Genomic DNA, 20343 nt, shown 5'->3' with positions numbered 1-20343 from the left:
CCAAGCGAACCCCTACAGCCAGCCCGGCAGCACCAGCAGCGCCCAGGCCAGCAGCGGGCCCGCCGCCACGACGATGCCGCTGTAGACGAGCATCCGCCGGTAGAACGCCTCGCGGTCGACGTCCTCGGGGGTGGAGGCGAGCACGAGGGCGCCGTTGGTGGAGAACGGGCTGACGTCGACGACCGTGCTCGCCACGGCCAGCGCCGCGACCATCCCGATCGCGCTCACCGACCCCTGCTGGAGGAACGGCAGCGCCAGCGGGATCAGGACGCCGAGGATGCCCGCCGACGACGCGAACGCCGACAGCACGCCGCCGAGGTAGCAGAGCAGCAGGGCGGCGATCAGGGGCACGCCCAGCGCCACGATCCCGTTGCCGACGACGTCCACCGTGCCGGCCTCCTGCAGCACGCCGACGTAGGTGATCACGCCGCAGACCAGCAGCACCGTCGACCACGCGATGCCCTTGGCCGCCTCGCGGTGACCGGCCGGGCAGAGGATCCCGAGGGTCACCGCGATCGCCAGCGAGAGCACGCCCACGTCCAGGTTGAACGCCACCGTGCCGACGGCCAGCACGAGGATGCCGATCAGGGTCAGCACCTGCGGACGGCCCACGACGACCGGCGTCTCGTCGGGCTCGTCCTCCTCGACGACGGTGTCCGGGTCGGTCCCCGCCGGCGCCCCGTGCGCCACCTTCACCCCGGCCAGCTTCCGGCCGCCGAGCAGCGCGAAGATCACGCCGGCGATCACCACGTTGACCACCAGCGGCGCGAGGAACAGCGTCGTCGAGCTGAACGGGATGCCGGTCGGCACGACGACGCCGGCCACGAACGTCCCGTAGACGCTGATCGGCGAGAACGCACCCGCCAGCGATCCGTGGATCACCATCATGCCCATGAGCAGCAGGTTCACGCCGTAGCGGCGAGCGAACGGCATCGCCAGCGGCGCCACGATCGCCACCGCGAACAGCGCGCCGATCGCCGAGAACACCGCGGACAGCGTGAAGAAGATCCAGGGTGCGGCGACGAGGTGGCCCCGCACGAGGCGCATCGACCAGCGCACCAGCAGGTCCACCGTGCCGTTCTGGTGCGCGACGGCGAACAGGTAGGTCAGCCCGACGAGGATGAGGAACAGGTCGCCCGGGAACTCGGCGAGGACGTCGTCGAGGCTCATCCCCGCCAACAGCACGCCGACGCCGGCCGCGGCGACGAACCCCAGCGCGCCGAGGTTCACCGGCAGCAGCGTCGCGATGACGAACATCGCCACCAGCACCACGATCGAGACGACCACGGCCGTCATGCGCGCACCTCCCGCCGGGCGGGCGGCCCTGCCCGCGAGGGGAACGATTCGCCCATACGGGTGGGTGCACGTCAAATCGACGTGAGGGTCAGAGCCGGCGACGCAGCCCCGACGCCCGGCCGATCGGGCGGGCGATGGCGGCCCGCACGGCGTCCTCGCTGCCGACGAGCCGGACGTGGACCCGGGCGCGTGTCACCGCGGTGTAGAGCAGCTCGCGGGTGAGCAGCGGCGACTCGGCGGGCGGCAGCACCACCGAGACCCGCGCGAACTGGCTGCCCTGCGCCCGGTGCACGGTCATCGCGTAGACGGTCGCGATGCCGTCCAGCAGGCTCGGCGCGATCTCCACGGGCGCGCCCCCGCGGGCGAACGCCGCCCGCGGGCCGCGCGGGGTCCCGATCACCACGCCGGTGTCGCCGTTGTAGATGCCGCGGTCGTGATCGTTGACCGTCACCAGCAGCGGGCGGCCGGGGTACCACTCCTCGTCGCGGTCGGCGACGGGCCCGGCCTCGAGGAGCCAGCGCTCGACGTCCGCCGCCCACCGGGTCACGCCGTACGGGCCGCGGCGGTGCGCGCAGAGCAGGCGGTGCTCGTCGAGACGCGAGAGCGCCAGGGCGGCGTCACCGTCGAGGGCCGCGAGCTCGGTCTCGCCCGCGCTGCCCACGACGTCCTCGCGCAGCTCCGCCAGCCCGCCCGGGTCGCGGGTGGTCAGGTCGGCGTCCTCGACGAACGCCACGTCGTGCTCGCCGGCGCGCAGGGCGGCGACGGCCTCGTCCGCGTCGCCGGAGCGGATCGCCGCCGCCAGCCGCGCGATCGTGCCGTGGAAGCGCCAGGTCCGGTCGAGAACGGTGACCCCGCCCCGCACCGGCGGGCCGGGCGCGGCCACCCGCTCGAGGGCCCGGTCGAGCTCCGGCTCGGGGTCGGCGGGGGCGGCGACGAGGTCGCCGAGCACGGCGCCGGCCTCGACCGACGCGAGCTGGTCGGGGTCGCCGACGAGCACCAGCCGCGCGTCGGGCCGCACGGCCTCGAGCAGCCGGGCCATCAGCGTCAGCGACACCATCGAGGTCTCGTCGACGACGACCACGTCGAAGGGCAGGTGCCGGTGGCGGTCGTGACGGAAGCGCGACGAGCCGTGGACGGGGCCGAGCAGCCGGTGGATCGTCGACGCCGACAGGCCGTCGATGCGCGCGCGGTCGGCGGCGGGCAGGTCGACCTCGGCGAGCGCCTCCTGCATGCGGGCCGCCGCCTTGCCGGTGGGCGCGGCGAGGGCGATGCGCAGGGTCGGGTCCTGGTCGCGCAGGACCGCGAGCAGCGTGGCCACGGTGGTCGTCTTGCCGGTGCCGGGCCCGCCGGCGAGCACGCTGGTCCAGCGCAGCGTGCAGACCGCGACCGCGCGCCGCTGGGCGTCGTCGGGGGCGTCGGGCCGCACGGGGTAGAGCCGGTCGAGGGCGGCGCGCAGGCGCTCGGCGTCGACCGTCGGCGGCGGCGCGGCGGAACGCCGGGCCAGGGTCTCGCGGACCTGCTGCTCCTGGCGCCAGTAGCGGTCGAGGTAGAGCAGGCCGTCGACGAGGCGCAGCGGGTGCCCGGTGGCCGTCTCGTCGTCGCCGCCGACCAGCGGCGAGGCCCGGCACGCCGCGGTCCACGGCGCCGGGTCGGGCCAGGGCAGGTCGGAGGTGTCGACGACCTCGTCGCCCTCGGCGAGCACGGTCCGGTCGACGGCGGCGAGGTCGAGGCACACCGACCCGGCGCGCAGGGCCCGCACGACCAGCGCGGCGGCCAGCAGGACCTGCTCGTCGCCCTCGCCGCCGAGGCGCCCGAGGCGACGGGCGACGTGGACGTCGGTGGCCGCCAGGACGCCGCGCTCGTTGAACGCCGCGAGCAGCCCGGTGGCGCGCGTGGCGAACCGGATGCCGTCCTCGGCCAGCAGGTCGAGGGTCACCGGGCGGTCCCGTCGAGCAGCGCGGACAGCTCCACCACCAGCGCCGGCGGCGGGTCCCACGCGAACACCCCGCACGTCGTGCCGTCGACGACCGGGGTGTCGGGGCCGCACATACCGCGCAGGAACAGGTAGCGCACCCCGCCGAGGTGGGTGTGCGGGTCGTAGCCGCGCAGCCGCCAGCGCAGGAACCGGTGCAGCGCGACCGCGTAGAGGATCGCCTGCAGGGGGTAGTGCGACCCGATCATCGCCGTGGCCATGGCCGTCGGCCCGTAGTGCGCCGCGGTCAGCGGCGCGCGGCCCGTCGGCCCGATCGGCCCGAGCCAGTTGGTCTTGTAGTCGACGACGGCGAAGCGGCCGTCGGGTCCGCGCAGCACACCGTCGATGCTGCCGGTGAGGTAGCCGCGCAGGACCTGCTCGCCGAGCCCGTGGGCGCCCGGATGGTCGAGGGCGTCGGGATAGCCGGCGAGCGGGTCGCCGGCGGGCAGGTGGCGGCGCAGCAGGGCGGCGACGGCGGCGAGGGTCACCGGTCCCGCGCCCGGGCGGGTGCGGTCGCCGCCGGCCAGCGGCAGCTCGAAGTCGAGTTCGGCGAGCCGGTCGCGCGGGGCGACGTCGGCGAGCGTGGCGGGGCCGCCGGCCGGCAGCGGCGTGGTCATCACCGGCAGCAGCGCGTCGGCGAGCGTCACGGCGTCGACCTCGGCGTGCGGCCGGTGCGCGAGCTCGGCCCCGGCGGCCGCGACCAGGGCGCGGTGGACGTCGCCGGCCCCGGTGTCGACGGTCTCGAGCACCGCGTGCATGAGCGTGCCGAACGCCGGGCCGACGGGCAGGTCGGCCATGGGCGACGGGACGGGCTCGACCTCGTCGGCGACCTCGGGCGCCCCGCCCTCGTCGTCGGGGTCGGCCTCGTCGGCGAGCGTGCGCTCCTCGGGCTCGCTGCCGACCGGCGCCGGTCCGTGGGCGCCGGCGGTGAGCGAGGAGTACGACGAGCGGCGCCACGCGAGGTCGAGGGGGCGGTCGAACGGGGCGGCGGCGAGCGGGTGGGCGGCGCCGGCGGCCGGGACGTAGGGCACGGGACGGCGGGGCTCGACACGCTCGACGGCGATGTCCTCGTCGGCGAGGCCCTCCAGGTGCGCGAGGACCCGCTCGTCCTCCCAGACCGGGTAGGCCCGGTCGGGGCTGGTCCCGGGCGCGGGGCGGCCGACGACCAGGCGGTGGACCGCGGAGGGCTTGGTGTTCGTCGACGGCGCCCACCAGCACACGACCTGCCCCTGGGCGCGGGTCAGCGCGACGTAGAGCAGCCGCAGGTCCTCGCCGTCGTCCTCGTCGCGCGCGGCGGCGATGTGGTCGCGCCAGGCGGGGTCGGTCTCGCCGCCGACCGCGCGCACCCGCCGCCCGCGCTCGTCGTGGTGGGTGACGACCCGCGGCTCGTCGGACACCCAGCGGTCCCACCCGAACGGCACGTAGACCACCGGGTACTCGAGGCCCTTGCACTTGTGGATCGTGAGCACCTGGACCGCGCCGGCGTCGGACTCCAGGCGCCGGCTGCGCTCGGGCCGCAGCTCGCCGGTGCCCGCCGCGGCCTCGGCCATGCGCGCCCGCAGCCACTCGACGAGCGCGACGACGCCGAGCCGCGACTCGGCCGCCGCCGCGTGCAGGACCTGGCCGATGTGGCGGACGTCGGTGATGCGCCGCTCGCCGTCCACGCGCGCGAGCACCCGCGCCGCGAGCCCCGTCTCGGCCGCGACCGCCTCGAGGAACGCGGCGACCCCGCGGTCGTGCAGGACCGCGCCCCAGCGCCGCAGCGAGGCGCCGACCTCGGGGAGCACCGCGTCGGCGTGCGCGTCGAGGTCGACCGCGGCGTGGCCGAGGAACACGGTGAGCGCGGCCGCTCGCACCCGCGCCGGGCGCCCCGGCTGCTCGACGGCCTCGAGCAGCGTCAGCCACTCCTCGGCGCTCTCGGTGGTGAACACGCTGGTGGCACCGGCGAGCACGGACGGGATGCCCGCCGCGGTGAGGGCCTCGCGCACGAGGTTCGCGTTGGCGTTGGTGCGCACCAGCACGGCGATGTCACCGGGACCCAGGGTCGGGTCCTTGCGCCCCCGCTCCTCCCAGCGCGAGTCGGCGGCGACCAGCTCGGCGATGTCGGCGGCGAGGTCGGCGGCGACCTTCTCGCGCACACCAGCGACGATCGGCAGGCTGTTGCTGAAGCGGCTGCGCAGGCCTTCGCGGGGCAGCACCCGCAACCGGAACGGCGCCGGCCGCGGCGCCCCGACGAGCCGGCGCTGCGGGTGGGCGGACGCGACCGGCGGCACGACGATCTTCTCGTCGCCCAGCGCCGCACCATTGAAGATCTTCTCGAGTGCGCGGACCAGCGGCGCGTCGCTGCGCCAGTTGATCCCGAGCCCGGACCTGGTGCCCGCCGAGTCGACGGCCTGCAGGTAGCTGACGACGTCGGCGCCGCGAAACGCGTAGATCGCCTGCTTGGGGTCGCCGATGAACGTCAGGGCGCTGTGCCCGTGGAAGGCGACCCGCAGGATCTCCCACTGGATCGGGTCGGTGTCCTGGAACTCGTCGACGAGCACGACCGAGAACCGCTCCCGCAGGCGGTGGCACGCCGCCTCGCCGAGCTGCGGGTCGGTGAGCGCGTTGCGCAGCCGGGTGAGCATGTCGTCGAACGTGAACAGGCGACGCCGCCGCTTGCGCTTCTCGACCTCCTGGCGCACGGCGCGCGCGAACGACGCCCGCGCGCCGGCCGGGCCGTCGAGGTCCTGCTCGGGGGCGATCCCGGCCGACGGGTCGTTGACGACGGCGCGGCCGATCTCCAGCGCCACCGTGCGGTCGAAGTGGGGCGCGGGCGCGCCGGGCACGGCGTACTTGCGCAGGTAGAAGTCGTCGACGACCTCGGTCACCACGTCGTCGATGCGCTCGACGAACGTGCCGTCGGGATCGGTGTCGCCGACGATGCCCAGCCCGGTGAGCATGTCCTGGCAGAACTGGTGGGTGGTCGCGATCGTCGCGGCGTCGAAGCCCGCGAGCGCCGCGGTGAGCCGGGCGCGGCGCGTGGCGACCTCGGTGTCGTCGGCCTCCGCGAGCAGCCTCGTCACGGGGTCGTCCCCGGCTCGCGCCTTCGCCGGGTCGGCCAGCCCCCGCTCGGTGCGGACGAAGCGCTCGCGGACGCGTTCGCGCAGCTCGCGGGTGGCCTCGCGCCCGAAGGTCACGAGCATGACCTGCGGGAGCGTCGCGTGACCCTCGGCGACGTAGCGGGCGGCGAGCGCGGCGATCGTGAACGTCTTGCCGGTGCCGGCGCTGGCCTCGAGGACGGTCGTGCCGGTGGGCAGCGGGCCGCAGACGTCGAACGAGGTCGGTGCCTCCAGGGTCGCGGTCACCGGGCCGCCAGCTCCTCGGTCTCGCGGATCGGGGTCCACAGTCGCGTCGCGAGCCCGGCGAAGCGGCTCGGCGCGTCACCGTCGGCGGGGCCGACGAGGTCGTCGAGGGCGCGCCGGCGGCCCCAGACCAGCACGTGGGCGGGGTCGTCCTGCTCGGAGCCGAAGCGGTCGGTCCACCGGTCGCGGGCGCGGTTCATCGCCGCGATGTCGCCCTTGGTGGCGCGCGCCTGCGCGTAGGCCTCCGACGTCCGGCACATCAGCGGCAGCGGCTCGAGCATGCCGTCGGCGTGCAGGGCGAGCAGGTCGGCGAGGACCTTCTGCGCCACCTCGGGCTCGAGCGGCCCGAGCGTCGACACCGAGGTCGGGGTGTCCCGCCCGCCGCGCCCGACCGTGACCGCGCGCCACGGCCGTTCGGGGTGCGCGGCGGTGAGCGCGAGCAGGCCGACCCACGCGCGCAGCCGGTGCTTCGGCGCGAGCCGCGAGAACGTCACCGTCACCAGCGTCGTGTCGTGCACCCCGCCGACCGACCCGACGAGGCTGTCGGTGGTGACGTCGACGTCGACCGCGGCCGTGGTCCGCAGCTCGGCGACCGCCCTGGTCAGCGGCTCGGCCTGGCCCCCGAGCTCCCGGACGAGCCGGTCGCCCAGCGGTCCCGGCGGCAGCTCGCCGCGCCGGCGCTCGCCCTCCATGCAGGCGGTGACGTCGCGACCCGCGAGGCGGTCGCGCAGCAGGCGCTCGCCGATCGCCCACCGCGCCAGCCCGTCGGGCTCGACCGGCACCGCCTCGACGGTCTCCTCCTCCTCGCCGCGCGCGAACACCCCGAGGCGCTGGCGCAGGAAGGCGCGCACCGGGTGCTCGACGAACCGGGCGAGGTCCTCGAGGTCGAGCACCCCGCCGGGGCGGGCCGGCAGCGGGCCGGGCAGGAACGGGACAGGAGCGCTGCGCTCGCGGCGCAGGGCCCGCGTGCCGGCGAGCGCGGCGCCGTCGAAGGAGAACGGGGCGCGCGCGTCGAAGTCGTCCGCGTCGAACGGCTGCAGGGGGTTGCGCCGGGTGAGGTGGTGGCGGGCCCGCACGTCGTCGCCGAAGTCGAAGCTCGCGTCCAGGGTGTCGAGCAGCTCGCCGATCGGCACCGCCGGCGGCCGGTCGGCGCCGGTGCGCTCGTCGGCGCCGGAGTGGACGACGACGAGGTGGTCGGTGGCGGCGACGATGGCGTCGAGCAGCAGCTGGCGGTCCTCGGCGGCGGGGTCGCGCTCGCCGACGCGCGGGTCGCGCGCGAGGACGTCGTCGCCGTCGGCGCGCGTCTCGCGGGGGAACACCTGGTCGTCCATGCCGAGCAGGCACACCACGCGGTGGGGCACCGAGCGCATCGGCATCAGCGTCGCCACGGTCAGCGTGCCGGTGCGGAAGTTGGCGCGCGTCGGGCGCCCGGCCAGGCGGTCGGCGAGCACCGCGCGGACGTCGTGCAGCGTCATGGCGGGGTCGTGCCGCGCGCTCTCGAGCACCGCGGTGAGCTCGCCGCGGGCCTGCGCGAGCTGCCAGGCGTCGGCGGGGACGGTCGCGGTGAGCCCGTCGAGCCCGAGGCGCAGCGCGGCGATCCACGCGGTGAGGGGCTTCTCGCCGCGCAGGCCCTCGATCACGGCCCCGACGCGGTCGGCCAGCTCCCCGAGGCGTCCGACGCGCTCGACGTCGCCCGAGTCGACCTCGTCCAGCGGCAACGCGTCGCCCAGCCAGTCGCCACCGTCGGCCGACATGGCCACGCCGACCAGCAGCCGGTCGAGGCCCTGCGACCAGGTGTTCTCCGGGAAGCGGGCGAGCGAGAACGCCGCGCGGTGGGGCGCGTCGAGCCCCCAGCGGACCCCGGAGCGCTCGGCGAGCTCGCGCAGGCGCGGCAGGTCCTCGTCGTCGAAGCGGAAGCGGCGCCGCACCGGGTCGGACTCGGCGAGGTCGAGCAGCTGGGAGGCCGTGACGCGCGCGTCGGCGAGGTCGAGCAGCGTCGCGAGCGTGCCGAAGAGCGGGTTGACCTCGCGCAGCGAGCGGTCGGCGAGCCGGACCCGCAGCCGGTGGCCGGGGTGCGCGGCCTCCTCACCGTCGCCGGCCCCGAAGCACGCGGTGACCAGCGGCGCGAACGTCTCGATGTCGGGGCACAGGACGATGACGTCGCGCGGCTCGAGCGTCGGGTCGGCGCGCAGCAGACCCAGGATCGTCTCGCGCAGCACCTCGACCTGGCGGTCCGGGCCGTGGCAGCGGTGGATGCGGATGCTGCCGTCGTCGGTGGCCGGCTGCGCGGACGGCGCGCGATCGTGGCGCAGGTCGTCCTGGAGGCGCGCGAGCAGGGTGGTCGGCGCGTCCGCGGCGGCGTGGTGGTGGTCGGTGTGGGCGAGGCGCGTGAGGCGCAGCTGCAGCTCGCGGACGTCGCGCCCGAGGCTCGCGAGCAGGGGGTGGGCGACGGCCTGCGCGCTGGAGTCGTCGGCGCGCCGGTCGGCGTCACGCCCCTCGAGTCCCGTCCAGAGCGCCGGCGAGGGGTGCGGCAGCCAGAGGTGGACCTCGTGGTCGGCGGCGAGGGCGTCGAGGACGGCGAGCTCGGTGTCGGAGAGCCGGGTGGCGCCGAAGAGGGAGAGCCGTCGCGGGAATTCTCGCGGAGGTTCGATCGTCGCGACGGTCTCGGCGGGGCTCGCCGCGTCGAGGCGGGCACGCAGCCGGCGCCACAGCTCGGGCTGCCACCGCAGGTCGTCGGGTGTGCCCGCGTCGTCGCCCGCCGCCCAGGCGCGGACCAGCGCGGGCCGGTGGTCGGCGTAGCGGGTGAACAGCCGCGCGAGGTGGCGGGCGGCGGCGAAGCGTCGCCCGCGCCGGGTGCCGGTGGTGTCGCCGACGACGCCGAGGAACGTCCCCAGCGGCGCGCACCACGACTCCTCGGCGCACTCGTCGATGGTCTCCAGCAGCGGCCAGACCAGCCGCTCGGGCCGCCACGGGTCGTCGTCGGGAAGGGCGAGCACCCGGGCCACGACCTCGCCGGGCGAGGGGAACACGACGTTGGCGCACACCCCGTCGTCGCCGCCCGTGACCCCCAGCCGGTGGGCGAGACGCTGGGCCAGCCAGCGCTCGATCCCGCGCGTCGGCACGGCCACGAGCTCGGGCTCGAAGGGGTCGTCCAGCGGGTCGGCGAGCACGTCGGCCAGGGCCTCGACGAGCCGATCGGCACGCTCGGCCCGGTGCACGTGCAGCACGCCCGCACCTCCCCCTGCCGACCCGATCTCCCGACGCGTCCGACGCTAGACGAGGAGTCCGACGACGCTGCTCCCCGGTCACCCGTGTCGCTTGACCTCGACCGTTGTTCAGCGTCGAGCCTCGGGACATGGACGTGGTGCAGGTCGAGAGGTTCGGTGGACCCGAGGTGCTGAGGCCGGCGACGGTCGCTGACCCGTCGCCCGGACCGGGCGAGGCGGTGGTCGAGGTGACCGCCTGCGACGTGATGTTCCTGGACACCCTGCTGCGGGCGGGGTGGGGCGACGATTTCTTCCCCGTCCGGCCGCCGTACGTGCCCGGCAGCGGGGTGGTGGGACGGGTCGAGGGTCGGCGCGTCGTCGCCGACACGAAGCAGGACGTGGGCGGCTCCGAGATCCCGGTCGGCGGCTACGCCTCACGGGCGGCCGTGGCCGAGTCGGAGCTGATCCCCGTGCCCGCGGGGCTCTCGGACCAGCAGGCCGTGGCCTTGGTGCACGACGGGCCGACGCTGCAGTCATTGCTGTCCTTCGTGTCGGGCAGGCGCGTCCTCGTCACCGCGGCTGCCGGCGGTGCCGGGGTGCTGCTGGTGCAGGAGCTGGTGCGCCGGGGCGTGCAGGTGGTCGGTGCGGCGCGCGGGGAGGCGAAGACGTCGCTGGTGCGCTCGCTGGGCGCGGCCTCGGTCGTCGACTACGGCTCGCCGACGTGGACGGACGGCGTGGCGCCGGTCGACGCCGTGCTCGACGGCGCCGGCGGGACGCTGGGACGGGCGGCGTTCGAGCTGGTGGCCGACGGCGGGCGGTTCGTGTCGTACGGGACGGCCGGCGGGGAGTTCGCATCACCGGACCCGGCGTCTGCTGCGCGCCGGGGCGTGACGGTGATCGGCCTGACCGACCTGCCCCGCCTGTCACGCGCGCACCGGCGCGAACTGGTCGAGCGGACCCTGTCCGAGGCCGCGTCGGGGCAGTACCGGCCGGTGATCGGCCAGACGTTCCCCTTGGCGCGCGCGGCCGACGCGCACGCCGCGATCGCGGCGCGCGCAGCAATCGGGAAGACGCTGCTGGTGCCGTGAGGGGGAGGCAGGGTCGTCGGCGACCTCGAGTGGCCGAGGACCGGAAGGCCAGGACGCGGACCCGTGTCCTCGGGACACGGGTTGTGGGACCTACTTGCCGGGGAGAGGTGGAAGAGCGGCGACCGTCTGCTCCGCGATGTACCTGGCCCGGCCGCAGGGATCGAGGGGCTGACCATCAGCACCCAATTCGGCGTCATAGATGACGAGGAAGCCCTGCCCATCCGCGGTCCCCACTGTGACGTTGCAGGAGATCGAGCCTTCCGCTGTCTGCTCGACCGAGCCCGGCAGGCCTCCGATCGTCGTTGGTCGGAACACGGCGAGCTGACGGACCCTGTACGTGTCGACGAGGATGTCGCGATCCCCTGCGATCCCGAGGTTGACGTGCGGGGAACCGTCCGCTCCCCGCCACTCGCACGATCTCTCGTTGGTGGGGAGGACTACGACCTCGCCCTGGACTCGCAAGCCTAGGTCGAGCAACTGGCTCGGCTCGAGCGCGCTGCAGGGGTCGGCCGACAACGGGCGCACGTCGCGAGGATCGGACGGTAGTGGTGCCCCGTGTCGACCGTTCGACGGCGTCGAGCTGTCAGGACCGGCCGGCTGCGCGCACGCCGCCGCACTGAACAGCAACAGGAGAACGACGATCCGAGCGATCACCACGCCTACGACAACCCCGACCGAGCCTCGTCGTCGCTCCGCTCGTACTCCGCGAAGCTGAGCTGCAAGGCCTCGATCATCCGCGTGATCTCTTCGATGCCCTGAGTCACGGCGCTGATGAACGAGGTCGGCCCGAACGCCGCCTTGTCGCCGAGCACGCGAGCGGCGTCCCGGGTGACGAGGTCGTTCGTCGGAGGTGCCATCTGGCCCAGATAGAACGCGTCACGCTTGATGCCCTCGAGTTCGACCTTGGCCTGCTCCAACTCCCGGATCGCCTCCGGCGCGCGGGAGATGTCGACCTCGAACGAGCCGCCGCCGACGGGCACCGGTTGGGTCACGCCGCCACCCCTCCCCGCACTCGCCCGACGCCTGGTCACGCTAGCGACCAGCCACTGCTCGCGGGTGCGGTTCGGCCAAGATCGCGATTTCGGTGACGGAAGCCCGCAGATCTGACAGGCATCGTCACCGAGACGCCGATCTCGGTCACTCCTGGACGGCGGACTCACCGCTCCGCGTCGTGCACCAGCAGCGCGACCTGGGTGCGGTTCTCCAGGTCCAGTTTCGCGAGCACGTGCGACACGTGCGCCTTCACCGTCGACAGGCTCATGTACGCCTCGGCCGCGATCTCGGCGTTCGAGCGCCCGCGCGCGATGGCCACCGCCACGTCGTACTCCCGCTCGGACAGCGACCGCAGGGCCGCGCGGGCACGCTCCCGATCGCTCGCGTCGGCGCCGGCGCGGTCCATCAGGCGCCGGGTGACCGTCGGCGAGAGCACCGGGTCGCCCGCCGCCACGCGCTGCACGGCCTCGACGATCTGGGCCGGCGGCGTGTCCTTGAGCAGGAAGCCGCCGGCCCCGGCGCGCAGGGCGTGCAGGACGTTCTCGTCGCTGTCGAAGGTCGTGAGCACGAGGACCTCGGGCGGGTCGGGGCGCTCGCGCACCCGCTTCGTCGCCGCCAGGCCGCCGACACGCGGCATGCGCAGGTCCATCAGCACGACGTGCGGGGCGTGGGCGTCGACGAGGGCCGGCACCTCGTCCCCGTCGGCCGCCTCGCCGGCCACGCGGATGCCGTCCGCGCCGTCGAGCATCATCGTCAGCGCGCTCCGCACGAGGGCGTCGTCGTCGACCACGAGCACGCGGATCTCCGGGGAGCTCACGCGGGCCACGGTAGTTCGGCGGACAGGCGGAACTCGCCGTCGGCGGTCTCCTCGTGCTCGAGGCGCCCGCCCACCGACGCGGCCCGCTCGGCGAGCCCGACCAGGCCCGTGCCGCGCCCGTCGCGAGCAACGGTCCCGGCCGGCAGGCGGTTGACGACCTCGACCCGCAGCACCTCCCCCGCCGCCCCCGCGACGACCACCGACACGGGGACCCCCGACGCGTGCTTGCGCGCGTTGGTCAGCCCCTCCTGGACGATCCGGTACGCGGTGCGGCCGAGGGTCTCGGGCACCTCGCCGACGACCGAGGACGACAGCGCGACCGACGCCCCCGCGTCCCGCGACTCCTCGACCAGCGCCGGGATGTCCGCCGCCGTCGGCTGCGGGGGCGCCTCCCCGTCGGCACCCACGAGCTCGTCCGCGCGCAGCACCCCGATCACCTCCCGCAGCTCCTCCAGCGCCTGGTGCGCGCCGGCCCGGACGACGCCGGCCGCGCGCGCGATCTGCTCGGCGGGCGCGTCGGGCCGGTACTCCAGCGCCCCGGCCGACGCAGCGACCAGCGAGAGCCGGTGACCGAGCACGTCGTGCATCTCGCGGGCGATCGTCGCGCGCTCCTGCCGGCGCGCCGCGGCGATCCGCGCGGCCTGCTCCTCCTCGGCCCGCCGACGTTCCTCGTCGCGGGCGGCCGTCCGCAACCGCACCAGCGCACCCCACGCGACCAGCGCGGCGTGGGTGACGACGTCGATCACCAGCAGCCAGCCGTAGGGCAGCCCGGGGATCGGGCGGACCAGTCCCTGCACCGCGTGCGCGACGACGCCGGCCGCCCCCACCGCGATCGCGGTCCCGAGCGGGCGCACCGTCGCCACCCGCAGCACGCCGATCGTCGCCGCCGGGGTCGCCGCCGGCGAGAACGCGGCCAGCATGGCCATCGCGAGCGCCCCCGCCACAGGCCGGCGGATGAGCAGCGGCACCAGCGCGCAGGCGACCAGCGTGGCCCCGGCGTCGACGGCGGTGGCGAGGGTCGAGGCCCGGACGTCCGTCCGGCTGATCAGGGTGAGGCCGCCGAGGACCAGCACCACCGCGCCCGTCGTCCACGCCGCCCACCGCTCGGGGTGGCGGTCGGGCGGGCAGGTCGCGGTCACGGGTCAGGACACTAGGTCGGGCGCCGACGCCGGGGCATCCGACCGAAGTCCACCCCGACCCCGACCTCCGGCCACCCGCGGCGTGCCCGCGCCCGACGCGACCGGGCGGCCCGCCGGGCGACGGTGCCCGGCATGAGAGCCACCGTCCTGCTCGACGTCGCCGGTCCGCTGGTCGTCTACTACGTCCTCCACGCCCTCGGCGTCGACGACCTCGTCGCGCTGACCGCGAGCGCTCTCCCGCCGCTGGCGCACCTCGTCGTCACCGTCGTGCGCGACCGGCGCCTCCCCCCGATCGCCGTCCTGACCCTGATCGCCGTGGTCGCGGGCCTGGTGTCGGCGCTGCTGACCGGCAACCCCCGCGAACTGCTCGCCCGCGACGCCTTGGTCAGCGCACCGTTCGGCGGCTGGATGCTGCTCACGCTCCGGGGCCGCCCGTTCTGCCTCACCGTCACCCAGACCCTGCTCCCGCGCCGAGCGGAGCTCATGGAGGACCTGTGGGCGGGCGACGCCGCGTTCCGCCGGGTCTGGCGGTCGATCACGGCGACGTGGGGCGTGGTCGGTCTCGTCGACGGCGCCCTGCGGGTGGTGATGGCCTACGCGTTGCCGGTCCCCGTCGTGCCGGTGCTCGGCGCGGCGCTCGGGGTGGTCAGCCTGGTCCTGCTCCAGGTGCCGACCCACGTCCTGCTGCGCCGCGCCGGCTACTGGTCGGTCATGTTCCCTGCCGCGCCGCGTTCGCGTGGATCGCGTCGCGGACGTACTGCGCCAGCCCCGTCGCCTGGTCCTCGTACGTCTTCGTGAACCGCGGGTCGGACACGTACATCTCCGAGATGCACGCGTGGAACTCGGGTGAGCAGTCGAAGAACCACCGCGCCATGTGCTGCCGGTGGGCCTCCGCGACGTCCATGGCGCCCTCGCCGTCGGCCGGCTCGCCGGCCTCCAGGAGGGCGACGAAGCGGGCGTTGACGTCGTCCGTCTCCGCCTTCATCGCCTCCCAGTCGGCCTTCGTGTACTGGGCGGTGCGCTGCTGCGACTGGCGCCACGCGTCGGTGTCGCCCCAGCGCTCCTGGGCCTCCTGCTGGTACTCCTCCTTGAAGCCCTCACCGAACAGCTCCCGCTGCTCGTCGGGCGTGAGCTGGATTCCGGACACTTCTGCCTCCAGGGCTCGGTCGATGGCCGTGACGAGCTCGGCGAGCTCGTCCAGCCGGGACATGACCTCGGCCCGCTGCCGGCGCAGGTGCGCGGCGACGTCGGCGTCGGGGTCGTCGAGGAGCACCGCCGTCTCCTCGAGCGAGAACCCGAGCCGGCGGTACACGACGACGTGCTGCAGGCGCACGAGATCGTCCTCGGTGTAGAGCCGGTACCCCGCCGCACTGCGACGGCTCGGACGCAGCAGCCCGATCTCGTCGTAGTGGTGCAGGGTCCGCACCGTCACCCCGGAACGCTCGGCGACCTGCCCCACCGTCCAGGTGGTCGTCCCCGCTGCCGTCTCGGTCATGGGACCACCCTCGGCCCTTCCGTCGCGTGAGGGTCAAGTCTCCCGCACGAACCCGACGAGCCGGGGCACGAGCACGTCCGGCCGGAAGTCCCCGACGACGTCCGCCTCGGGTTCGCCGTACATTTCCAGGCGTTCGACCGAGCAGTGCTCCATGACGTCCGCGATGTAGGGGTCGGACAGCTCCCAGTGCCGCACCATCGCGGCGGAGTCGGGGTAGAGCTGGAAGCTGTGGGCGAGCAGGCGCTCCTCGTCGACGAACACCTGGACCGCGAGCTGCGGGCCGTGGTCCTCGACGAACGCGACGGCCCGTTCGACCGCGGCCCGGAAGTCGTCGAGGTGGCCGTCGGTGATCCGCATGGTGTTGTGCAGCAGCAGGGGCGCGTGCCGGGTGGACCTCACGGTTCCTCCCCCGGCAGCAGCAGCGTCGAGTCGCCGAACTCGTGCCAGCGGTAGCGCGCGGCGACCGCCGCCGCGTACGTCTCCCCGACCAGCGCCGGGCCGGCCACCGCCTCGAGCAGGGCGAGGTGGCTCGCCTCCGGCTCGTGCAGCCCGGAGATCAGGCCGGTGACCGTGCGGGCCGGGCGGTGGGCGCCGAGGACGAGGTCGGTCCACCCGTGTCCCGGGGACACGGTCCCGTCGGGCGCGGCGACGGTCTCCAGCGCGCGCACCACGGTCGTCCCGACCGCCACGACCCGCGCGCCGGCCCCGTGCGCCGAGTTCACCAGCCGCGCCGTGGCCGCCGGGACCGTGTAGGGCTCGGGCGACGGCGGCTCGTGCTTCTCAGGGCTCGACACCCCGGCGTGCAGCACCAGCGGCGCGATCGTGATGCCGCGCGCCATCAGCCGCACGAGCAGCCGCTCGGACAGCGGTCGGCCCGCGCTCGGCATCTCCGCGCTGCCCGGCACGGTGGCGTACACGGTCTGGTGGTCCGCGAGCGGGAACCGGCCGGCGAGGTGGCCGTAGGCGATGGGACGCCCGTAGGTCGCCAGGTAGCCGATCCGGCTCACCGGCGGCCACGGGCGCGCCCGCCACAGCCGGCGCGGCGCGTGCTCGTCCGGGTAGGGCGCGACGAGTGTCAGGACGAGCCCGGGCGGGCCGAGCCGGTCGCCGGCCGCGACGTCGGTCTCGGGGCCGTCGGGGCGCCGCGGCTCGACCACCCAGTCGCCGTCGTCCAGCGCGGTCGCGACGTGCAGGGTCATCGCGCGTCCGTCGTGGTGGCGGACGTCGAGGGCGGCCGGGAGCGTCGCGGAGGTGTTGACGACGAGCAGGTCGCCGGGGTCGAGGACGTCGGCGAGCCCGTCGAAGCGGCGGTGCTCGACGACCCCGGGGCGCGCCACGAGCAGGCGCACCCCGTCACGCGCGAGTCCGCGGTGCTCCGGCGGCTCGTGCGCCTCGGCACCGGGCGGCAGGAGGAACGAGGTCATCGGGACGACGGTCATGCCGTCACCACCAGGTCCGCGGCCCGGTAGCGGCCGCTCGGGTGGTCACCGCCGATCAGGGCGCGCAGGGCGGGGACGACGGTCTCGGGCTCCGGGCGGTCGCTGATGTCCTCGCCCGGGAACGCCTCCTGGTGCATGACGGTGCGCATGTCGCCGGGATCGACGACGTGCACGCGCCACTGCGGGTTCTCGACGGCGAGCACGGCGCCGAGGTGCTCGAGCGCGGCCTTCGAGCTGCCGTACCCGCCCCAGCCGGCCATCGCCTCGGCGCCCGCGTCGGAGGTGATGGCGAGGATCCGGGCGCCGGGGCGCAGCAGCGCGCGCAGCGCCTGGACGAGGCCGAGCGGGGCGAGGACGTTGACGCGGTAGACCTGTTCGAGCACGTCGAGCGGGTAGTCGGCGAGCTCGGGCTGCGGGCTCGGGCCGAGCAGGCTCGCGTTGAGGACGAGGAGGTCGAGACCGCCGAGGTCGTCGGCGGCCTCCGCGAGGACGGTGCGGTGCGCGGGGTCGGCGACGTCGCCGGGGACGTCGACGACGCCGGGCAGGCCGGCGACGGCGTCGGCGAGCTGGTCGCCGTGCCGGGCGTCGACGACGACCCGCCAGCCGTCGTTCGCGAGGTCGGCGGTGAGCGCGCGCCCGAGTCCGCGCGAGGCTCCGGTGACGAGGGCTGTGGGCTGCTGTGCGGTCATGTCCTCGACCGTGCGACCTGAACGAAGGTGCAGGTCAAGCGCCGGATTCCGCGAAACCCCACCGACGGCGGTGTCGCACGTGCCAGCCTCCGGGCGTGACGGGTGGCTACGCGGTGGATCTCGAGGCCCTGCACCGCGCGGCCCAGGGCATTCGGGCGACGGTCGACCAGGTCGGGGTGGGGCAGCTCGACGGCGTCGGCACCGCCGCGGGACACGAGCGACTCAACGATGCCCTCGCCGAGTTCGCGACGCGGTGGCAGCGCGGTGTCGAGGCGCTCGCCGAGGACGGTCACGCCGTCGCCGACCGGCTGGACGCCGCGGAGGCCGGCTATCGGCGCACCGACACCGGCGCGGCGCGTGGCCTCGACGGACTGGTGCGTGGCTCCGGGCCCGATCCGGGCGGCGGCTGATGGCCGAGCTCGGCGCCACCGAGGACCCGGCCGCGCTCGTCCCGGGCAACCCCGTCGTCCTCCGGACCGCCGGAGCGACCTACCGCCGCTACGCGCAGATGCTCGGCGACGCCGCGACCGGGCTCGATCGGATCGGGACGCCCGATGGCTGGTCCGGCCCGGCGGCGGACGGCTTCCGCGCCGCCTTCACCGTCGAGCCCCGACGATGGCAGGACGCGGCCGTCGCGTTCGTTGAGGCCGCCCGCGCCGTGGACGACCACGCGGGCGCGATCGAGTGGGCGCGCGGCCGCGCCGGCGAGGCGATCGTGCGCTGGCAGGAAGCCCAGGCGACGTCGATCACCGCCCGTGCCCGGTACGACGAGGCGGTGGCCGCGGGCGCGGTGCCCGTTCCCTTCGTCGACCCCGGGGACGCGGCACGCGCCGACGCCCGGGCCGTTCTCGCGCAGGCCCGCGCGCACGTCCGCGACTCCGGTGACGCGGCGGCCGGCGTCGTCACGGCGGCCGGTGCCGGGGCACCGGCCGCGCCCGGGTTCTGGGGTGAGCTGGCCGACGGCGCGGGGGCCGTCGCGGCGGGGCTCGGCAACGCGAGCGCGTCGCTCGGCAACGCCCTGCTCGACCACCCCGGAACGTCGCGGCGATGCTCGGCGGCGGCGCGCTCGCGGGCGTCAGCGCCGTCGGTGTGGCCGGATCGGTCGGCGTCACGGCCACCGGCGTCGGCGCCCCCGTGGGCGTCCCGTTCGGCGCGCTCTCCGCGGCCGGCGTCGCCACCGGGGCGGCCATGGCGGGACTCGGAGCCGCCGACACCGTCCAGCACGCCCTCACGGACGACCGCGTCGCCCCCTTCACCGTCGCGACCGATGCGGACGCCGGGAGCGATGCGCCCCTCCCACCGGCCGAACAGCTGAGATCGGTCGGCGAGCCGGGGAAGAACCGCAACGTACGACAGCTCCCGACCTCCGGGGACGTCGAGGCCCTGTACGAGGATCTCGCGGACGGCGCGGAGCCGACGAGCTGGACCAACTACTCGGGCAGAGTGGTACGGCTCTCCGACGGGACCGAGATCGGTCTGAGAGATGAGGCGAGGTCTCCGGGCACCACGATCGACGCACGACTGCCGAACGGGGAGAGATGGAAGATCCACATTCCGCTGAACTGACGCCTCCTGCGCGGGAGCTCCTGGTCCGCGGGTTGAGCGACTGGGTGAGCCTGGACGAAGCACGGTGGCTGGTGGGCGTGCACGAGAGTGGCAGTGCCGCCGACCTCCGAGCCGCGACGATCGCTGTCTTGACCAGCCTCGTCACACGCGGCCTGGCCGAACTCGGCGATCTCCGTCCGCGCTTCGAGCCCTGGTCATCGACGGCAGAGGATGCGCTGGCGCGCGTACGTCGCGAGTGGTGGGACCCAGAGCAGGAGCTTCGGCCGGGCAACGTCTGCTGGGTGCAGAACACCCCCGCCGGCGACGAGATCGCGCACGCGATCGAGGCCGCTCGCGGTACTTGAGTCCAGACCCGTTCCACCCGCCCCCGGAGCGCAGTAGCGTCGCCGGACACGGAGGCGGACATGGACATACGAGAACTCCGCTATGTGGTCACCCTCGCGGAGGAACGGCACTTCCGGAAGGCGGCGGAGCGTCACTACATCGCTCCGCAGGCCTTCGGTCGGCGTGTCCGCGCCCTGGAGAAGGAGGTCGGCGCGCGGCTGTTCGACCGCACGAGCCGGCGGGTCGAGCTGACGGCCGCGGGCGCGCGGCTGGTCGAGCGGGCCCGCGACGTGCTCGCCCGCGTCGACCACCTCGCCGCCGCCGTCCGCGACGCGCCGCCCACCCCCGACGACGCCGTGGTGCGCGTCGGCGTCCTGGGCTTCGGGGCGGCCGACCGCTGGCCCGACCTGCGCGAGCTGGTCCGCGCCCAGCTCCCGGGCAGCACGCTCGTGCACATCGAGGACTGGGACAGACAGTACGAGGCCGTGCGCGACGGGGACGTCGACGTCGCCGTGATCCACGACGTCGGGCCGGTGGAGGGCGTGCGCCTCGACCGCCTGTTCGTGACCCCACGGGTCGCCGTGGTCCCCGCCGCGTCACCGTTCGCCGACGCGGACCACCTCACCGAGGACGACGTCGAGGGACACCCGTGGGTGGCGCCCGCCGGGCGGCACCCGGGCCTCGGCGCCTGGGCCGGGTTCACGGGGCAGGCGTCGCGGCGCAGCCCGGTCGTCCGCACCCCGGCCGCGATCCCCGCCGCCGTCGCCACCTCCGGGATGCTCGGCGTCCACGGCGAGCTCGCCCGGCGCTTCTTCCCGCGCCCCGACGTGTGCTTCGTGCCGCTCGCCGGCGCGGAGGCGCAGGTCTCGGTGGCCACGCGCGCCGACGACGACTCGCGCACCGCGCTCGCCTTCCGCCAGGCCGCCGAGCTGCTCGCCACCTGACCCTGTCAAGGCCGCATCGCAACCGAACCGG

At 75.3% G+C, this 20343-nt stretch carries 18 protein-coding genes and 1 pseudogene; 7 read left to right on the top strand and 12 right to left on the bottom strand.

Annotated elements, in window-relative coordinates:
* Nucleotides 1-12 precede the first annotated feature (12 nt).
* The 4 genes from ACFPK1_RS02345 to recC form a co-directional block, all read right to left on the bottom strand.
* Nucleotides 13-1296, bottom strand: a complete 1284-nt coding sequence (locus ACFPK1_RS02345) for an SLC13 family permease (protein WP_378019276.1) — start codon at nt 1294-1296, stop codon at nt 13-15.
* A gap of 88 nt (nt 1297-1384) precedes the next feature.
* Entirely contained in the window at nt 1385-3232 is a 1848-nt protein-coding gene (recD, locus tag ACFPK1_RS02340; protein ID WP_378019275.1) for an exodeoxyribonuclease V subunit alpha, read from the bottom strand.
* Entirely contained in the window at nt 3229-6615 is a 3387-nt protein-coding gene (locus tag ACFPK1_RS02335) for a UvrD-helicase domain-containing protein (protein ID WP_378019274.1), read from the bottom strand. The genes recD and ACFPK1_RS02335 overlap by 4 nt, the downstream gene beginning before the upstream one ends.
* On the bottom strand, nt 6612-9839 hold the full coding sequence (recC, locus tag ACFPK1_RS02330; protein WP_378019273.1) for an exodeoxyribonuclease V subunit gamma: 3228 nt from the start codon (nt 9837-9839) through the stop codon (nt 6612-6614). Before recC ends, ACFPK1_RS02335 begins: the two co-directional genes overlap by 4 nt.
* A gap of 128 nt (nt 9840-9967) precedes the next feature.
* On the opposite strand from recC, the gene ACFPK1_RS02325 reads away from it, so the two are divergent.
* Entirely contained in the window at nt 9968-10906 is a 939-nt protein-coding gene (locus ACFPK1_RS02325; protein ID WP_378019272.1) for a zinc-binding dehydrogenase, read from the top strand.
* Between the two features lie 90 nt (nt 10907-10996).
* Here ACFPK1_RS02325 and ACFPK1_RS02320 read toward each other — a convergent pair whose 3' ends face one another.
* The 4 genes from ACFPK1_RS02320 to ACFPK1_RS02305 all read right to left on the bottom strand — a co-directional run bounded on the left by ACFPK1_RS02320 (nt 10997) and on the right by ACFPK1_RS02305 (nt 13855).
* Nucleotides 10997-11560: a DUF3558 domain-containing protein gene (locus ACFPK1_RS02320; RefSeq protein WP_378019271.1), complete on the bottom strand. Its 564-nt coding sequence runs from the start codon at nt 11558-11560 to the stop codon at nt 10997-10999.
* 5 nt (nt 11561-11565) lie between these two features.
* Nucleotides 11566-11898: a hypothetical protein gene (locus ACFPK1_RS02315; RefSeq protein ID WP_378019270.1), complete on the bottom strand. Its 333-nt coding sequence runs from the start codon at nt 11896-11898 to the stop codon at nt 11566-11568.
* A 164-nt stretch (nt 11899-12062) separates the two neighbouring features.
* Entirely contained in the window at nt 12063-12716 is a 654-nt protein-coding gene (locus ACFPK1_RS02310; RefSeq protein WP_465252215.1) for a response regulator, read from the bottom strand.
* Nucleotides 12713-13855 carry a sensor histidine kinase gene (locus ACFPK1_RS02305; RefSeq protein ID WP_378019268.1) on the bottom strand — a complete coding sequence of 381 codons (1143 nt, stop codon included), beginning with the start codon at nt 13853-13855 and terminating at the stop codon, nt 12713-12715. The genes ACFPK1_RS02310 and ACFPK1_RS02305 overlap by 4 nt, the downstream gene beginning before the upstream one ends.
* Nucleotides 13856-13987: 132 nt before the next feature.
* Between ACFPK1_RS02305 and ACFPK1_RS02300 the strand changes: the two genes are divergently transcribed.
* On the top strand, nt 13988-14653 hold the full coding sequence (locus tag ACFPK1_RS02300) for a VC0807 family protein (protein WP_378019267.1): 666 nt from the start codon (nt 13988-13990) through the stop codon (nt 14651-14653).
* Here the strand turns inward: ACFPK1_RS02300 and ACFPK1_RS02295 are convergent.
* From ACFPK1_RS02295 to ACFPK1_RS02280, 4 genes are read right to left on the bottom strand one after another with little or no spacing between them, the layout of a single operon-like run.
* Nucleotides 14565-15350: a MerR family transcriptional regulator gene (locus ACFPK1_RS02295; RefSeq protein WP_378019266.1), complete on the bottom strand. Its 786-nt coding sequence runs from the start codon at nt 15348-15350 to the stop codon at nt 14565-14567. The genes ACFPK1_RS02300 and ACFPK1_RS02295 overlap by 89 nt on opposite strands.
* Nucleotides 15351-15383: 33 nt before the next feature.
* Nucleotides 15384-15749, bottom strand: coding sequence for a hypothetical protein (locus ACFPK1_RS02290; protein WP_378019265.1), 366 nt, complete (start codon nt 15747-15749; stop codon nt 15384-15386).
* A complete protein-coding gene (locus ACFPK1_RS02285) occupies nt 15746-16789 on the bottom strand; it encodes an S-adenosylmethionine:tRNA ribosyltransferase-isomerase (protein ID WP_378019264.1) in 1044 nt (347 codons plus the stop codon). The genes ACFPK1_RS02290 and ACFPK1_RS02285 overlap by 4 nt, the downstream gene beginning before the upstream one ends.
* Nucleotides 16786-17478 (bottom strand): SDR family NAD(P)-dependent oxidoreductase, encoded by a 693-nt coding sequence (locus ACFPK1_RS02280; RefSeq protein WP_378019263.1) that lies wholly within the window; start codon nt 17476-17478, stop codon nt 16786-16788. Before ACFPK1_RS02280 ends, ACFPK1_RS02285 begins: the two co-directional genes overlap by 4 nt.
* 95 nt (nt 17479-17573) lie before the next feature.
* On the opposite strand from ACFPK1_RS02280, the gene ACFPK1_RS02275 reads away from it, so the two are divergent.
* The 5 genes and pseudogenes from ACFPK1_RS02275 to ACFPK1_RS02255 all read left to right on the top strand — a co-directional run bounded on the left by ACFPK1_RS02275 (nt 17574) and on the right by ACFPK1_RS02255 (nt 20312).
* Nucleotides 17574-17888 (top strand): type VII secretion target, encoded by a 315-nt coding sequence (locus ACFPK1_RS02275; RefSeq protein ID WP_378019262.1) that lies wholly within the window; start codon nt 17574-17576, stop codon nt 17886-17888.
* Nucleotides 17888-18403 (top strand): annotated as a pseudogene (locus tag ACFPK1_RS02270) (putative T7SS-secreted protein); the annotation flags it as partial. The gene ACFPK1_RS02275 and the pseudogene ACFPK1_RS02270, both read left to right, overlap by 1 nt.
* 122 nt (nt 18404-18525) lie before the next feature.
* Nucleotides 18526-19044: a hypothetical protein gene (locus ACFPK1_RS02265; protein ID WP_378019566.1), complete on the top strand. Its 519-nt coding sequence runs from the start codon at nt 18526-18528 to the stop codon at nt 19042-19044.
* A 44-nt stretch (nt 19045-19088) separates the two neighbouring features.
* On the top strand, nt 19089-19388 hold the full coding sequence (locus ACFPK1_RS02260; RefSeq protein WP_378019261.1) for a hypothetical protein: 300 nt from the start codon (nt 19089-19091) through the stop codon (nt 19386-19388).
* Nucleotides 19389-19448: 60 nt separating this feature from the next.
* Nucleotides 19449-20312, top strand: a complete 864-nt coding sequence (locus ACFPK1_RS02255; RefSeq protein WP_378019260.1) for a LysR family transcriptional regulator — start codon at nt 19449-19451, stop codon at nt 20310-20312.
* Nucleotides 20313-20343 lie beyond the last annotated feature (31 nt).

The organism is Actinomycetospora rhizophila, from assembly GCF_042657905.1.
GTDB classification, from domain to species: Bacteria; Actinomycetota; Actinomycetes; order Mycobacteriales; family Pseudonocardiaceae; genus Actinomycetospora; species Actinomycetospora rhizophila.
The sequence above is the reverse complement of the archived record's forward strand: the minus strand, read 5'-3'. Positions and strand labels throughout refer to the sequence as shown.

Excerpts from the sequence above, each read along its gene's own strand:
- ACFPK1_RS02345 (WP_378019276.1), bottom strand. The coding sequence starts at position 1,296 with ATGACGGCCGTGGTCGTCTCGATCGTGGTGCTGGTGGCGATGTTCGTC.
- ACFPK1_RS02265 (WP_378019566.1), top strand. The coding sequence starts at position 18,526 with ATGCTCGGCGGCGGCGCGCTCGCGGGCGTCAGCGCCGTCGGTGTGGCC.
- ACFPK1_RS02255 (WP_378019260.1), top strand. The coding sequence starts at position 19,449 with ATGGACATACGAGAACTCCGCTATGTGGTCACCCTCGCGGAGGAACGG.
- ACFPK1_RS02325 (WP_378019272.1), top strand. The coding sequence starts at position 9,968 with ATGGACGTGGTGCAGGTCGAGAGGTTCGGTGGACCCGAGGTGCTGAGG.
- ACFPK1_RS02300 (WP_378019267.1), top strand. The coding sequence starts at position 13,988 with ATGAGAGCCACCGTCCTGCTCGACGTCGCCGGTCCGCTGGTCGTCTAC.
- ACFPK1_RS02280 (WP_378019263.1), bottom strand. The coding sequence starts at position 17,478 with ATGACCGCACAGCAGCCCACAGCCCTCGTCACCGGAGCCTCGCGCGGA.
- ACFPK1_RS02285 (WP_378019264.1), bottom strand. The coding sequence starts at position 16,789 with ATGACCGTCGTCCCGATGACCTCGTTCCTCCTGCCGCCCGGTGCCGAG.
- ACFPK1_RS02295 (WP_378019266.1), bottom strand. The coding sequence starts at position 15,350 with ATGACCGAGACGGCAGCGGGGACGACCACCTGGACGGTGGGGCAGGTC.